Raw genomic sequence first — 12,936 nt, forward strand, 5'->3', positions numbered from 1 at the left:
TATGGATCAGACTATACCGCCGCAGCGATCCGGCTTTGAGGCGGATCAAGCTGCGGCGGAGGGAACTACAGCGGCATTATGCCGGGGTCAGCGCTTTCTTGACCAGCGCGGACACGACGGTCATGTCGGCGCGGCCAGCCAGCTTGGGCTTGACGATGGCCATGACCTTGCCCATGTCCTGAGGACCGGCGGCGCCCGAGGCGGCCACGGCGGCAGCCACTTCGGCGGCGATTTCCTCGTCCGACAGGCCGGCAGGCATGTAGGCGGTCAGCACCACCAGTTCGGCTTTCTCGATGTCAGCCAGGTCGGCGCGGCCGCCGGCTTCGAACTGGGTGATCGAATCCTTGCGCTGCTTGATCATTTTTTCCACGATGGCCACGGTCTGGTCGTCGTTGACTTCGATACGCTCGTCGACTTCCTTGCGCTTGATTTCAGCCAGGATCAGGCGGATGGTCGCCAGGCGGCCGGCTTCCTTGGCGCGCATGGCGTTTTTCATGTCTTCGGTGATTTGTTCTCTCAGGCCCATGGCGTAGTTTCTCTCAAAAAAATTAATGGAGTAAAAATGCGAAAACCCGCCGCGGCGAACCGGGGCGGGTGTTCTCTTAGATGCAACAAGAAACAACCCGAGGCGTGAGCGCCATACTGCCGGGTTGAATCTGCAAGTGCAGTCTTAGAAGAGTTTTTTCGGCAGTTGCTGGCTGCGGATGCGCTTGTAGTGACGCTTCACTGCAGCTGCCAGCTTGCGCTTACGCTCAGCCGTTGGCTTTTCGTAGAACTCGCGTGCGCGCAGTTCGGTCAGCAGACCGGTTTTTTCGATGGTGCGTTTGAAGCGACGCATTGCGACTTCGAACGGCTCGTTTTCTTTAAGGCGAATAGTGGTCATGTAAAAATTCAAACCGTTTGAGGTTATAGGGAGAAAGAGACTATAGCAGCTTTTGCGGAAAAATGGAAGACGCCCGGCCATCTGAACGGCCAGCTATCAGGCTTTCACTGCAAAAACAACGCGGCGTATGGTGCAATCTTTCAACAACTTCAACGATTGCGTGACGCCACTAACTTCCAGAGACCGCCAGTATATCAGACCGCTTGCCCCGCCGCCACACCGGAAGCCCATGCCCACTGGAAGTTGTAGCCCCCCAGCCACCCGGTCACGTCCACCGCTTCGCCGATGAAGTACAGGCCAGGCACCTTGTTGGCCATCATACTCTGCTGCGACAGCTCGCGCGTGTCGACGCCGCCGCGCGTGACTTCAGCCTTCTTGTAGCCTTCGGAACCGTTCGGCGTGATGGTCCACTGGTTGATGGCCGCGCCCAGCTTGCGCAGCTGCGCATCAGGCAGGTCGGCCAGGCGCGCGTCCAGCGCGAAACCGTGGGCCAGCAGCAAGCCTTCCGCCAGGCGCGCCGGCAACCACTGCGACAGCACATTGCCCAGCTGCTTCTTGATCGTGCCCTTGCCTTCGATCAGCGTGGCCGCCAGGTCCAGCTCGGGAATCAGGTTGATGACGATGGGCGTACCCGGCGTCCAGTACGAGGAAATCTGCAGGATCGCCGGGCCGGACAGGCCACGGTGGGTGAACAGCAAGTCTTCGCGGAAGCGGCCGCCGGTCGGGTTGCGGCCCTTGAAGGAGCCGGTTTCCACGTCGACTTCCAGCGCGATGCCGGACATTTCTACGAACGGCGCCCATTGCTGCGGATCGAAGGTCAGCGGCACCAGCGCCGGGCGCGGCTCGACCATGCGCAGCTCGAACTGCTCGGCGATGCGGTAGCCGAAATCGGTGGCGCCGATCTTGGCGATCGACAGGCCGCCGGTGGCGATGACCACGCTGTCGGCCTCGATGTCGCCGGTGTCGGTTTGCAGCAGGAAGCCACCCTCGTCCGCCTGCGCCAGGCTGCTGACCTTGCACGGCATGCGCCAGTGCACGTCGCCGGCGGCGCATTCGTCCTTGAGCATGTCGATGATCTGTTCGGCCGAGTCGTCGCAGAACAGCTGGCCGCGATGCTTCTCGTGGTAGCCGATGCGGTGCCTCTTGACCAGCGCGACGAAGTCGGCGGCGGTGTAGCGCGACAGCGCGCTCTTGCAGAAGTGCGGATTCTCGGACAGGAAGTTGGCCGGACCAGCGTTGATGTTGGTGAAGTTGCAGCGGCCGCCGCCGGAGATGCGGATTTTTTCCGCCAGCTTGGTGGCGTGGTCGATCAGCACCACGCGCTTGCCGCGCTGGGCCGCCGTCGCCGCACACATCATGCCGGCCGCGCCCGCGCCGATTACCGCTACATCAAACTTTGCCATGTCAAATCCAATCGTCCAAAGGCGTATTGTACTTGAAGGCCCGGCCTGCTTACTCGATCGGCTCGCTCACCCGCTGGCGCGACTGCAGCGTGCGCGACACCAGCAGGCACTGCGCCACCTGCTCGGCGATCGACGGCGGCACCGGCACGTCGCCGTCCAGCACCGAGCGTATCCAGGCCGCCGTGGTGGCCGCGTCCTTGTCCTCCGGCAGCAGCGGCAATTCGCCCACCAGCGTCTGCTTGGGCACCAGCGTCGTGCGCAGGCCGCCGTGGAACCAGTCGATCTGCTGCGCCTTGTTGGCGTTGGCCACCGTCTCGCCCTCGGTCCCGCGCATCAGGAAGGCGTCGCCGCGCTCGGGCAAGGCCGCCGTCGTGAAGTATTCGCCCAGCATCTCCAGGTATTCCGGGTGCGTGTACGACACCAGCCGCAGCGCCGGCCCGGCGAACGGCTGCATGATCTTGACCAGCGTGTGCGTCGAATTGCGCACGCCCAGCCGTCGCCGCAGCGACAGCATATGGGCCAGCTTGGGCGCCAGCGTGTCGATGGTGATGAAGGCCGGATGCCCTTGCGACATGGCCTCCTCCGCCTCGACGCGGTGGCGCGCGGCCGGCACGCCCAGCGCCTCAAACACCTCGGCCGTGGCGACGCGGCCGGCGTCGTGCGCCACGCCGTGCACCAGCACCGGCACGCCTTCGCGCGCCAGCAGCATGGCCAGCAGCGGCGTCAGGTTGGCCATCTTGCGGGCGCCGTTGTAGCTGGGGATGCAGACCGGGGCGAACTGCCCCGGCGGCGCACTGAGCGGCTCGAAGGCGGCCTCGGCCGCATCGAGGAAGCCGGCGATCTCCTCCACCGATTCGCCCTTGATGCGCATGGACAGCAAAATGCCGCCCAGTTCCAGGTCGGAAACGCGGCCGTCCAGCATGGCTTGGTACAAATCGTGGGCGTCGTCGCGGGTCATGCTGCGGGCGCCGTTTTTGCCGCGGCCTATTTCTTTGATGAAACGTGCGGCCAGGAAGGGTTCGGTGGATTGTGTCGTCATGGCGTCAGCTTAAACCAGACCGCCGCATTTCGGCTACACTATCCCTCCCCCGCAATAAATATACGTAGAGAATCATGATTTCCCCAGACATCGAAAACATCAACGTCACCTCGTTCGCGCCGATGCCGTCGCCGGAAGCCTTGCACAGCAAGCTGCCGCTGACCGACAGCGCCTCGGACACCGTGATGAAGGGCCGCGAAGCCCTGCGCAACATCATCGACCGCCAGGACAAGCGCCTGTTCGTGGTCGTCGGTCCATGCTCGATCCACGATCCCGTGGCCGGCCTGGATTACGCCCGCCGCCTGAAAGCCCTGCAAGCTGAAGTGGCCGACACCATGCTGCTGGTGATGCGCGTGTATTTCGAAAAGCCGCGCACCACCACCGGCTGGAAGGGGTATATCAACGATCCGGACATGGACGATTCCTTCCGCGTCAACGTCGGCATGGAGAAGGCGCGCCAGTTCCTGCTGGACGTCTGCGAGCTGGGCCTGCCGACCGCCACCGAAGCGCTGGATCCGATCTCGCCGCAATACCTGGGCGACCTGATCGCCTGGACCGCCATCGGCGCCCGCACCACCGAATCGCAGACCCACCGCGAAATGTCGTCCGGCCTGTCGACCCCGGTCGGCTTCAAGAACGGCACCGACGGCGACATCAGCATCGCCATCAACGCCATCCTGTCGTCGGCGCATCCGCACTCCTTCCTGGGCATCAACGCGCAGGGCAATGTGGCGATCGTGCGTACGCGCGGCAACGCCTACGGCCACGTGGTGCTGCGCGGCGGCGACGGCCGTCCGAACTACGATTCGGTATCGATCGCGATTGCCGAGCAGGCGCTGGCCAAGGCCAAGCTGCCGGCCAACCTGGTGGTCGACTGCTCGCACGCCAACAGCTACAAGAAGCCTGAGCTGCAACCGCTGGTGATGGCCGACGTCATCCACCAGATCGTGCAGGGCAACCAGTCGCTGGTGGGCGTGATGATCGAATCGAACATCGTCGGCGGCAACCAGAAGATCCCGGCCAACTTGAGCGAGCTGAAGTACGGCTGCTCCGTGACCGACGGCTGCATCGACTGGGAAACCACCGAGAAGATGCTGCTGGAAGCGCACAAGCAGCTGAAAAACCGTCCTTAAGCACAGGGCGTCAGACGAAGGCCATCACCCTGGTGGCCACGCCGAAAGACCCCGCCAGCGCCGCCTCGGCCTTGCTGGCCGGGGCGCTCAGTTCATCGAGATCCAGATAGACCTTGCAATCCTCCACCTTGACCGAATAGCGGCGCGCATGACTGTCGCGCGGCTCGGCATCCGCACACTCCAGCACCGCATGCACCTGCTCCTCGCCAACGCGGAACAGCGCCACGCCCGGCAACTCCTGCCAGGCCAGTCCGCGCGGCACCAGGCGCGCGCCGCTCATGGGCACATCCTTGAGTTTGCAAATCAGCTTCCATTGTCCAGACATCGCCCGCCTCCGTGATCGACTTTTTCCACAGATGTAAGCAAAAGCGGTGCCACGGAAAACGCCCGGCCAGCCCGGGGAAACGGCGAAATGGCGCACTTTGCCAGTGCGGCGCGGACCTGCCGTGGTGCATGCTGGCACGCACTTTCCATTACAATGGCGGATTCCTCTTTTCATTTGTGCTCTTTTCATGATCGTTCTCGGCGTTGAATCCTCCTGTGACGAAACCGGCCTTGCGCTGTACGACACGCAACACGGCCTGCTGTCGCACGCCCTGTATTCGCAAGTGGCGATGCATGAAGAGTACGGCGGCGTCGTGCCCGAGCTGGCCTCGCGCGACCACATCCGCCGCGCCATCCCGCTGCTGACGCAGACGCTGGAAGGCGCCGGCAAGTCGCTGGCCGACATCGACGCCATCGCCTACACGCAAGGCCCCGGTCTGGCCGGCGCGCTGCTGGTCGGCTCGTCCGTGGCATGCAGCCTGGGCCTGGCGCTGGACAAGCCGGTGCTGGGCGTGCACCACCTGGAAGGTCATCTGCTGTCGCCGCTGCTGGCCTCGCAGCCGCCAGAATTCCCCTTCATCGCGCTGCTAGTCTCGGGCGGCCACACGCAGCTGATGCGCGTGGACGGCGTCGGCCAGTACACGTTGCTGGGCGAAACGCTGGACGATGCCGCCGGCGAAGCCTTTGACAAGTCGGCCAAGCTGCTGGGCCTGGGTTATCCGGGCGGTCCGGCGATTTCGCGCTTGGCCGAGTTCGGCGATCCGACGGCCTACAAGCTGCCGCGCCCTATGCTGCATACCAAGGATTTCAATTTCAGCTTTTCCGGCCTGAAGACGGCGGTGCTGACGGTGGTAAAGAACCACGAGGAAAAAGTCATCGCCAATATCTGCGAGCAGGACAAGGCCAACATCGCGCGCGGCTTCGTCGACGCGATTGTCGACGTGCTGACCGCAAAGTGCGTATCCGCGCTCAAGCACACCGGCCTGAAGCGGTTGGTGATCGCGGGCGGCGTGGGCGCCAACTCGCAGCTGCGGGCGTCGCTGAACGCGGCGGCAGCCAAGAAGAAGTTCAAGGTCTACTATCCGGAGCTGGAATTCTGCACGGATAACGGCGCGATGATCGCCTTCGCCGGGGCCATGCGCTTGATGATTAACCCGGACGCGGCAAAGAAAGACTACTCGTTCAACGTGCGGCCACGCTGGCCGCTGGACGAAATCAAAGTCGTTTAACCCTGCGCAAACGCGACCGAGGCCAGCACGGCCAGGCCGGCCAGCGCCAGCAGGTATTTGATCTTGCCCTTGCCCAGGCGTACGCCGCGTGCGGCGATGCGCTCGCTGCGCAGACGATGCTCGTCGGACGACGATTCGTGAACCACAGTATTCGTTGTTTTCTGTTCAGTTACGGTATTCATAACAGCCTCCATGTTTGTTGATCATCTTCCTTTCTGGAGGGCAATGCAATTGTCGTGCCAACCAACTAGATCAAAATTTGTCCATATGGTCAGATTTTAGGCGCTTTTGTGGCGAACACGCGACACGATACGGCCGGGCAAGCACCAAATCCGTGCAAGTTCAGGCGGCCGGGAGCAGCCCGTGCTGGGCCGCAAGCCGCAGCGGCGCACGTTCCGCGACAAAGTCGATGAAGTGCCGCACCCGCAGCGGCATCAGCGTACGCTGCTGGTAGTACATGAACACACCGTTATTCGAACTCACCGTACGCGGCAGCAACGGCACCAGCGCGCCGTTGGCTAGCTCGGCCTCGATCATGAAGACCGGTAATTGGCCGATGCCCAAGCCGCTCAGCACCGCTGTCAATTCCCCCTCCACCGTATTGAAACTGGCCACCGCCGGCATCTCCTGGTAGACCGTGGCGCCATCCATCTGCAATTCCCATTGCATCAGGCGGCCGGTGCTGGGATGACGGAAGCCGGTACAACGATGCCGCTGCAAATCCTCCACCGTCCGCGGCATGCCGTGCTGGGCCAGGTAGCCGGGCGTTGCGCACGGCACAAGCACGATCTCGCCCAGCTTGCGGGACACCAGGTTACGCTCGGGCGGGTTGCCGGCGCGGAAACCGACGTCGATTTTGCTCTCCACCAGATCGGTGAAATGGTCATCCAGCTGCACATCGAAATGCACGCCGGGATACCGCCGCTGGAACTCCGGCAGCAAGGGGATGATGACGGCGGCGCCGATCGACATCGGCGCCACCACGCGGATCAGGCCGTCGGCTTCGAGGCGGCTGTTGCGCACCTGGTCCAGCGCCTCGTCCAGCAAGCGCAGGCCGGGGTTGGACAGCTCGAACAGGCGCAGCCCCTCCTCCGTCAGGCTCAGGCTGCGCGTGGTGCGGTGGAACAGGCGTACGCCCAGATGTTCCTCCAGCTGCCGCACCGCCTTGCTGACGGCTTGCGGCGTCAGGCCGGCCTCCACCGCCGCCTGGCTGAAACTCTTGGCGCGCACCACGCCGATGAACAAACTGATGACTCGGGCTTTATCCATATTTACAACCAAAAGGTGATAATCAAACAGCTTTCCTATGGCTAGTGTAGCAGGCGGGCCGTGGCTACACTGGCCTGCATCAACTCACCACAAAGGAAACGATCATGACCGGCACTGCAAAAAAAGTATGGTTCATCACCGGCGCATCGCGCGGCTTCGGCTTGCTGACCGCGCAACAGGCGCTGGCGCGCGGCGACTACGTGGTCGCCACCGCCCGCGATCCGCACAGCGTCACCGCCGCCCTCGGTGAGCATGCGCACCTGCTGGCGCTGCGGCTGGACGTCAAGCTGGAAGCGCAGGCCATCACCGCCGCCCAGCAGGCGGTGGCGCGCTTCGGCCGCATCGACGTATTGGTCAACAACGCCGGCTACGGCCTGCTGGGCGCGGTGGAGGAAGCCAGCGCCGAGGAAGTGCGCGCGCTGTACGAGACCAACGTCTTCGGCCTGCTCAACGTCACCCGCGCCGTGCTGCCGGTGATGCGCCGCCAAGGCAATGGCCACGTCATCAACATCTCGTCGGTCGGCGGTTATTCGGCCTTTGCCGGCTGGGGCGCATACGCCTCCACCAAGTTCGCGGTGGAAGGCTTGAGCGAAGCGCTGGCGATGGAACTGGCGCCGCTGGGCATCAACGTGACGGTGGTGGAGCCGGGCTTCTTCCGCACCGACTTCCTCGACGCCTCGTCGCTGATCAGCACCCGCGACCGCATCGAAGATTACGCCGCCACAGTGGGCGCGATGCGCGAGTTCGCGGCCGGCGTCAACCATCAGCAGCCTGGCGATCCGGCCAAGCTGGCAGTCGCCCTGCTGCAACTGGCCGACAGCGCCAAGCCGCCTGTGCGCCTGCAACTGGGCTCGGACACGGTGGAACGCGTGCGCGCCAAGAACCTGTTCGTCGAAACGGAAATGGCGCGGTGGCTGGATCTGGCGGTATCGACCGATTTCGCCCCGCAGCAAAAGGCTGCTTAAAGTTTGCCGGGTGGATGGAGCGACAGCAAGTCCTCACGCGGGTAGCGCCATCCCGGCACGCCCTCGGGACACGGCGCGGTCTCGCCGAAATGCAGCGTCGTGAAATTCCCGCGCGGCGTGGCGGCGAAGCGGTAGTCGGCCAGGTTACTGGTCGGCAGCATCAGCGCCGGCATGCGGGCGAAGCGCAGCCAGGCATCCACCTGGCAGTTCTTGTCTTTCAAAATGCGCAGCGCCGGCAGGCTGGCCAGCACCGCGCCGAATTGCTGAACGGCGGGCGACAAGGCCTGCTTCGTTTCAGGCGCTCCGACCAATCCGGCAGGACAAGCCAACGGCGCCAGCCACTCCGGCGCCAGGCTGGCGACACCGCGCCGCAGACGATAGTAGCCCTGCTTCTCATTGGCTTCCACGCTGGCATACGCCCAGCACAAAGGCTGCGACGGGAACGCCGTCATCGCCACATCCATCACGCGCACCGACGGATCGGCGTTCAACAAAGCAGCGGTGATCTGCTCGCGGCCCGCGCGCGAAGCCACGCCCTGCACCGCGATGAAGCCGACGCTGACGGCCAGCGCCAGCAGCAAACCCGCACGGCCGCGCTCCCCTGCGCGCAATTGCGCCGCGCCGCAAGCCGACGCAATCAGCAGCAATGCCGCAAATGAAGTCCACGCCAGATAGCCTTTGCCGGCAAACACCACCAGCGCCGCGAACAGGCAGACCAGGCCGAGCATGCGCAACCAGCGCCAGCGCATGATGAGCGCCATCGGCACGCCAACCGCCACCCAGAACAAGGGTTCGACGATGAACACCATATCGCCGTAGAACCAGCGTCCGTCGAATGGATACCAGGGATGGATGCCGTAGGAATTGGTAAAGTCCATCAGCAGATGCAGCGCAAAACCCAGGCCCACGCTCAGGGCCAGGCCAAGCCGCGCCGTGCGGCTGGCCTTCAACAGCGCGCGCGCCGACGGCCAGCACAGCCACAGCAAGGCCGCCAGCAGCAGCGCCTGCGGCAACGCCAGCAAGGCCGTATGCGTATGGCCGCGATGATGCAGCAGATAGCCCAGCGGATTGGGCAGCAGCTTGGTCAGGAAGAGATCGAGGTCGGGGAAGTTACTGGCCAGCGCGCAGGCCACCAGCAACAAGCGGTGCCGCACCTGCTGCGACGGCGCATCCGCCTCGTCGGGCAGACTGCGGTGCACCACTTCGCCAACGCCGAAACCGATAATGCTGTGGGTGATATTGTCCATGCACCTATGCGGTTCAGCGCTGCACGTCGACGCCGCGCCAGAACGCCACGTGGTCCTTGATCTGCGCGGCCTTCTCGGACGGCTCGGGGTAGTACCAGGCGGCGTTCTCGTTGACCTTGCCGTCGACGTTCAGGCTGTAGTAGCTGGCCAATCCCTTCCATGGGCAGCGCGACGTATGCGCGCTGGCTTGCAGGTACTCCGTCTTCACGCTCGATGGCGGGAAATAGACATTGTTCTCGACGATTTCAACTTCGTCGTCCCGCGCCTGCGCGATGACGACGCCATTCCAGCTGGCGGTAGGCATAGAAAGACTTCCTTCTCAGTGTCAGTTAGGGCTGCATTCCACGCGGTTGCGGCCTGCATGCTTGGCGCGATACAGCGAAGCGTCGGCCTGACGCAGCAGGCTTTCCGCATCGGCGATTTCCATGTGGTCGAACGAGGCCACGCCCAGGCTGGCCGTCACCGGCAGCAGGCGCGGGCCGGCGTAGTGGACTTGCGCCTCGATCTTGGCGCGCAGGCTCTCGGCGAACTTGCAGGCGCCTTCGATCGGCGTGTTCGGCAGGATCACGCACAACTCTTCGCCGCCGTAGCGGCCCGGCACGTCGATCACGCGCACGCTCTCGCGCAGCAGGCGGCCGACACTGGCCAGCACCTGGTCGCCGACCGCGTGGCCGTATTCATCATTGATGCGCTTGAAGTGGTCGAGGTCTATCATCACCGCCGATAGCGGCGAGCGGAAACGCTTGGCGCGCGCCGTCTCGAATTTCAGACGGTGCAGCAGCGAGCGGCGGTTGTGCAGGCCGGTCAACTCGTCGGTGGTGGCCAGCTGCTCCAGCTCGCGCACCGTGGCTTCCAGCGCCTTCTCGTTGGCGCGCAGTTCGATCAGCGCCATCACCTGGCGGGCCAGCTTGACCAGCGTGGCGTGCTGCTCGGGATTCAGGCCGCCCGGCTTGGTGTCCATCACGCACAGCGTGCCGATGGCGAAGCCGTCGGACGAGGTCAGCGCCACGCTGCTGTACATGCGCATGAACGGCGCGTTGACCGTCAGCGCCATGCCGGCGGTGCGGAAGTCCTGCGTCAGGTCAGGGATCTCGGTGGCGGCCTCGCCCAGCACCGCCAGCGAACAATAGCTTTCGCCGCGCGGCAGCTCGCCCATCTGCATGCCGGTGCAGGACTTGATCCAGACACGCTCGGCATCGACCAGCGAGATGAAAGCGTAAGGCACCTCGCACACCTTGGCGGCCAGCTCGGTGAGGAAGCTGAAGTCTTCGCAGGCGGGGGTATCGAGGATGTGGTAGCGGTGCAGTGCGGCCAGCCGGAACTGGTCGGCCTGCGGACGGGCGATGGAGAGTGTATGTACTTTTTCTGCGGCCAGCATAGGCCTCCCTGTAGCGACGTCGATCTTTTCTGGACACCCGCATGCAGCGGGACCGGACTATGGTGCTACCCGATCAGTTTATCGCAAAACAGGGACGGCGGGAGCACTTGCCCCCGCCGCTGACGGCATTTTTTAAGCCGCTTGCGCCATGATCTCGCGCAGCGCCTTTTCAAACACGGCGGCCGGCTGGCCGCCCGAGATCAGGTGGCGCTCGTTGATGATCACGGCCGGCACCGAGTTGATGCCGTGGCGCTGGAAGAACTGCTCGCGCTCGCGCACCTCGTCGGCATAGCGGTTCGCTTGCAGCACTTCGGTGGCGACATCGACATCCAGCCCCACTTCGCCGACCACGCGCAGCAGCACCTCGTGCGAGCTCGGATCGTCGCCCTTGGTGAAGTAGGCGCCGAACAGCGCTTCCTTCAGCTCCTTCTGCTTGCCTTCCAGCTCGGCCCAATGCAGCAGGCGGTGGGCGTCGAAGGTGTTGTAGATTCGGCTGCGTTTGCCCATGGCGAAATCGAAGCCGACTTCGGCGCCGCGCGCACGTATCATCTCGCGCGCCTGCTCCTGCTGCGACGGCGTCGATCCGTATTTTTCGCTCAGGTGCTCGCCGATGTCCTGGCCTTCGGGGCCCATGTTGGGATTGAGTTCGAAGGGCTGGAAGTGCATGCTGACGGCGGCTTTGTCGCCGATATTGGCCAGCGCCTGGTCCAGCGACTTGAGGCCGATGGCGCACCACGGGCAGGAAACGTCGGAGACGAAATCGATCTTGAGGGTAGTAGTCATGCTGTGCCTTTGCTAAAACGGTATTTCAGCATATGGCGACGCCCGGCGCAAAATCAAGCGCCGGGACGGGGGATGACCTTACTTTTTGCGGGGTTTAACCGCTTCCTTGCTCTTGCTGCCGATGCGGCTTTCCTTGCCGGCCAGCAAATTCGAGATGTTTTTGCTGTGACGGAAAGCCAACAGTGCGCTCATGGCGAACACCGCGAACAGCTGCGGTTCGACGCCGAACAGCAGGCCGTAGTAGAACGGCGCGAACAGCGCCGCCACCAGCGCCGCCAGCGAGGAGTAGCGGAAGGCGTAAGCCACCGCCAGCCACGTCACCAGCGTGGCCAGGCCCAGCCACGGGTTCAGGCCCAGCAGCACGCCCAGCGCGGTCGCCACGCCCTTGCCGCCGACGAAGCGGAAGAACACCGGCCACAGGTGGCCCAGGAACACCGCGATCGCCACCAGCGCGATGGTGGCGTCGCCGATCTGCAACTGGTCCTGGTAGCGGATCGCCAGCCATACCGCCAGCCAGCCCTTGGCGCCGTCGCCGATCAGGGTCATGATGGCCGCCGCCTTATTGCCGCTACGCAACACATTGGTGGCGCCCGGATTTTTCGAGCCGTAGGTGCGGGGATCGGCGATGCCGAACAACTTGCTCATCACGACGGCAAACGAGATCGAGCCGATCAGATAGGCGGCGACGGTCATCCAAACTGTATTCATTGTTTCCTCAAAAGTAGTCATGCGCCCGTTGGGGGCCGTTGAATATACACTGTCGCGCCTCAATCGGCCAGAGCGCAGTGCACGGCCTTGGCCTGCAGCAGCTCGACCAGCACCTGCGGCGCGATGCCGACCAGATAGCCCCTCCTGCCGCCATTGATATAAATCGTTTCCAGCGCAAGAATGCTATCCTCGACATACACCGGCAACACCTTGCGCGTGCCGAAGGGCGAGGTGCCGCCGATCTGGTAGCCGCTGTGGCGCGTGGCCACCTCCGGCTTGCACGGTTCGACGGATTTGCAGCCGATGCCGCGCGCCAGATTCTTGGTCGAAACCTTGCAATCGCCGTGCATCAGCACAATTAATGGTTTAGCGGCCTCGTCCTGCATGACCAGGGTCTTGACCACCGCGTGTTCGTCCACGCCCAGCTCGCGCGCGGACACCGTGGTGCCGCCGTGTTCTTCGTAGTCGTAGGGGTGCTCGCTGAAGACCACCTTATGTTTGCGCAGCATTTGCGTTGCCGGGGTCTCGGAGATGTGCTCTTTTTTAGCCATGCGTGGTACGCTGCTTGTGAAGTA

16 protein-coding genes are annotated in these 12,936 nt (G+C 63.7%); 3 read left to right on the forward strand and 13 right to left on the reverse strand.

Annotation, left to right across the window (positions count from 1 at the left end):
- Window positions 1-76: 76 nt before the first annotated feature.
- The 4 genes from GEV01_RS17155 to ybiB all read right to left on the reverse strand — a co-directional run bounded on the left by GEV01_RS17155 (window position 77) and on the right by ybiB (window position 3,325).
- Window positions 77-526, reverse strand: a complete 450-nt coding sequence (locus tag GEV01_RS17155; RefSeq protein ID WP_008451877.1) for a GatB/YqeY domain-containing protein — start codon at window positions 524-526, stop codon at window positions 77-79.
- Between the two features lie 144 nt (window positions 527-670).
- Window positions 671-883 (reverse strand): 30S ribosomal protein S21, encoded by a 213-nt coding sequence (gene rpsU / locus GEV01_RS17160; RefSeq protein WP_008451879.1) that lies wholly within the window; start codon window positions 881-883, stop codon window positions 671-673.
- A 194-nt stretch (window positions 884-1,077) separates the two neighbouring features.
- A complete protein-coding gene (locus GEV01_RS17165) occupies window positions 1,078-2,286 on the reverse strand; it encodes a BaiN/RdsA family NAD(P)/FAD-dependent oxidoreductase (protein ID WP_152806599.1) in 1,209 nt (402 codons plus the stop codon).
- A gap of 49 nt (window positions 2,287-2,335) precedes the next feature.
- Window positions 2,336-3,325 (reverse strand): DNA-binding protein YbiB, encoded by a 990-nt coding sequence (gene ybiB / locus GEV01_RS17170; RefSeq protein WP_152806601.1) that lies wholly within the window; start codon window positions 3,323-3,325, stop codon window positions 2,336-2,338.
- Window positions 3,326-3,399: 74 nt separating this feature from the next.
- Between ybiB and GEV01_RS17175 the strand changes: the two genes are divergently transcribed.
- Window positions 3,400-4,458 (forward strand): 3-deoxy-7-phosphoheptulonate synthase, encoded by a 1,059-nt coding sequence (locus tag GEV01_RS17175; RefSeq protein ID WP_008451882.1) that lies wholly within the window; start codon window positions 3,400-3,402, stop codon window positions 4,456-4,458.
- A 10-nt stretch (window positions 4,459-4,468) separates the two neighbouring features.
- On the opposite strand, the gene GEV01_RS17180 is transcribed toward GEV01_RS17175, so the two are convergent.
- Window positions 4,469-4,783, reverse strand: a complete 315-nt coding sequence (locus GEV01_RS17180) for a Rieske (2Fe-2S) protein (protein WP_070270685.1) — start codon at window positions 4,781-4,783, stop codon at window positions 4,469-4,471.
- 187 nt (window positions 4,784-4,970) lie between these two features.
- Between GEV01_RS17180 and tsaD the strand changes: the two genes are divergently transcribed.
- Window positions 4,971-6,011, forward strand: a complete 1,041-nt coding sequence (gene tsaD, locus GEV01_RS17185; RefSeq protein ID WP_152806603.1) for a tRNA (adenosine(37)-N6)-threonylcarbamoyltransferase complex transferase subunit TsaD — start codon at window positions 4,971-4,973, stop codon at window positions 6,009-6,011.
- On the opposite strand, the gene GEV01_RS17190 is transcribed toward tsaD, so the two are convergent.
- Window positions 6,008-6,193: a hypothetical protein gene (locus GEV01_RS17190; protein WP_152806605.1), complete on the reverse strand. Its 186-nt coding sequence runs from the start codon at window positions 6,191-6,193 to the stop codon at window positions 6,008-6,010. The two genes, tsaD and GEV01_RS17190, sit on opposite strands and share 4 nt — an antisense overlap.
- A gap of 160 nt (window positions 6,194-6,353) precedes the next feature.
- Window positions 6,354-7,280 (reverse strand): LysR family transcriptional regulator, encoded by a 927-nt coding sequence (locus tag GEV01_RS17195; protein WP_152806607.1) that lies wholly within the window; start codon window positions 7,278-7,280, stop codon window positions 6,354-6,356.
- A gap of 104 nt (window positions 7,281-7,384) precedes the next feature.
- On the opposite strand from GEV01_RS17195, the gene GEV01_RS17200 reads away from it, so the two are divergent.
- On the forward strand, window positions 7,385-8,245 hold the full coding sequence (locus GEV01_RS17200) for an oxidoreductase (protein WP_152806609.1): 861 nt from the start codon (window positions 7,385-7,387) through the stop codon (window positions 8,243-8,245).
- Here the strand turns inward: GEV01_RS17200 and GEV01_RS17205 are convergent.
- The 6 genes from GEV01_RS17205 to ybaK all read right to left on the reverse strand — a co-directional run bounded on the left by GEV01_RS17205 (window position 8,242) and on the right by ybaK (window position 12,912).
- On the reverse strand, window positions 8,242-9,492 hold the full coding sequence (locus tag GEV01_RS17205; protein ID WP_152806611.1) for a metal-dependent hydrolase: 1,251 nt from the start codon (window positions 9,490-9,492) through the stop codon (window positions 8,242-8,244). The genes GEV01_RS17200 and GEV01_RS17205 overlap by 4 nt on opposite strands.
- Window positions 9,493-9,505: 13 nt before the next feature.
- On the reverse strand, window positions 9,506-9,796 hold the full coding sequence (locus GEV01_RS17210; RefSeq protein WP_152806612.1) for a DUF427 domain-containing protein: 291 nt from the start codon (window positions 9,794-9,796) through the stop codon (window positions 9,506-9,508).
- 21 nt (window positions 9,797-9,817) lie between these two features.
- Window positions 9,818-10,870, reverse strand: a complete 1,053-nt coding sequence (locus GEV01_RS17215; protein WP_152806614.1) for a GGDEF domain-containing protein — start codon at window positions 10,868-10,870, stop codon at window positions 9,818-9,820.
- Between the two features lie 132 nt (window positions 10,871-11,002).
- Window positions 11,003-11,653, reverse strand: coding sequence for a DsbA family oxidoreductase (locus tag GEV01_RS17220; RefSeq protein ID WP_152806616.1), 651 nt, complete (start codon window positions 11,651-11,653; stop codon window positions 11,003-11,005).
- Window positions 11,654-11,731: 78 nt separating this feature from the next.
- Window positions 11,732-12,361, reverse strand: a complete 630-nt coding sequence (plsY, locus tag GEV01_RS17225) for a glycerol-3-phosphate 1-O-acyltransferase PlsY (RefSeq protein WP_152806618.1) — start codon at window positions 12,359-12,361, stop codon at window positions 11,732-11,734.
- Between the two features lie 59 nt (window positions 12,362-12,420).
- Complete coding sequence (ybaK, locus tag GEV01_RS17230; protein ID WP_175023096.1) at window positions 12,421-12,912, reverse strand: Cys-tRNA(Pro) deacylase; 492 nt, start codon at window positions 12,910-12,912, stop codon at window positions 12,421-12,423.
- Window positions 12,913-12,936 lie beyond the last annotated feature (24 nt).

Source organism: Rugamonas rivuli (assembly GCF_009380165.1).
GTDB lineage: Bacteria > Pseudomonadota > Gammaproteobacteria > Burkholderiales > Burkholderiaceae_D > Rugamonas > Rugamonas rivuli.

What these genes read in the sequence shown, in the direction of transcription:
- GEV01_RS17155 (WP_008451877.1), bottom strand. Translation starts at nt 526, where the DNA reads ATGGGCCTGAGAGAACAAATCACCGAAGACATGAAAAACGCCATGCGC.
- rpsU (WP_008451879.1), bottom strand. Translation starts at nt 883, where the DNA reads ATGACCACTATTCGCCTTAAAGAAAACGAGCCGTTCGAAGTCGCAATG.
- GEV01_RS17165 (WP_152806599.1), bottom strand. Translation starts at nt 2,286, where the DNA reads ATGGCAAAGTTTGATGTAGCGGTAATCGGCGCGGGCGCGGCCGGCATG.
- ybiB (WP_152806601.1), bottom strand. Translation starts at nt 3,325, where the DNA reads ATGACGACACAATCCACCGAACCCTTCCTGGCCGCACGTTTCATCAAA.
- GEV01_RS17175 (WP_008451882.1), top strand. Translation starts at nt 3,400, where the DNA reads ATGATTTCCCCAGACATCGAAAACATCAACGTCACCTCGTTCGCGCCG.
- GEV01_RS17180 (WP_070270685.1), bottom strand. Translation starts at nt 4,783, where the DNA reads ATGTCTGGACAATGGAAGCTGATTTGCAAACTCAAGGATGTGCCCATG.
- tsaD (WP_152806603.1), top strand. Translation starts at nt 4,971, where the DNA reads ATGATCGTTCTCGGCGTTGAATCCTCCTGTGACGAAACCGGCCTTGCG.
- GEV01_RS17190 (WP_152806605.1), bottom strand. Translation starts at nt 6,193, where the DNA reads ATGAATACCGTAACTGAACAGAAAACAACGAATACTGTGGTTCACGAA.
- GEV01_RS17195 (WP_152806607.1), bottom strand. Translation starts at nt 7,280, where the DNA reads ATGGATAAAGCCCGAGTCATCAGTTTGTTCATCGGCGTGGTGCGCGCC.
- GEV01_RS17200 (WP_152806609.1), top strand. Translation starts at nt 7,385, where the DNA reads ATGACCGGCACTGCAAAAAAAGTATGGTTCATCACCGGCGCATCGCGC.
- GEV01_RS17205 (WP_152806611.1), bottom strand. Translation starts at nt 9,492, where the DNA reads ATGGACAATATCACCCACAGCATTATCGGTTTCGGCGTTGGCGAAGTG.
- GEV01_RS17210 (WP_152806612.1), bottom strand. Translation starts at nt 9,796, where the DNA reads ATGCCTACCGCCAGCTGGAATGGCGTCGTCATCGCGCAGGCGCGGGAC.
- GEV01_RS17215 (WP_152806614.1), bottom strand. Translation starts at nt 10,870, where the DNA reads ATGCTGGCCGCAGAAAAAGTACATACACTCTCCATCGCCCGTCCGCAG.
- GEV01_RS17220 (WP_152806616.1), bottom strand. Translation starts at nt 11,653, where the DNA reads ATGACTACTACCCTCAAGATCGATTTCGTCTCCGACGTTTCCTGCCCG.
- plsY (WP_152806618.1), bottom strand. Translation starts at nt 12,361, where the DNA reads ATGAATACAGTTTGGATGACCGTCGCCGCCTATCTGATCGGCTCGATC.
- ybaK (WP_175023096.1), bottom strand. Translation starts at nt 12,912, where the DNA reads ATGGCTAAAAAAGAGCACATCTCCGAGACCCCGGCAACGCAAATGCTG.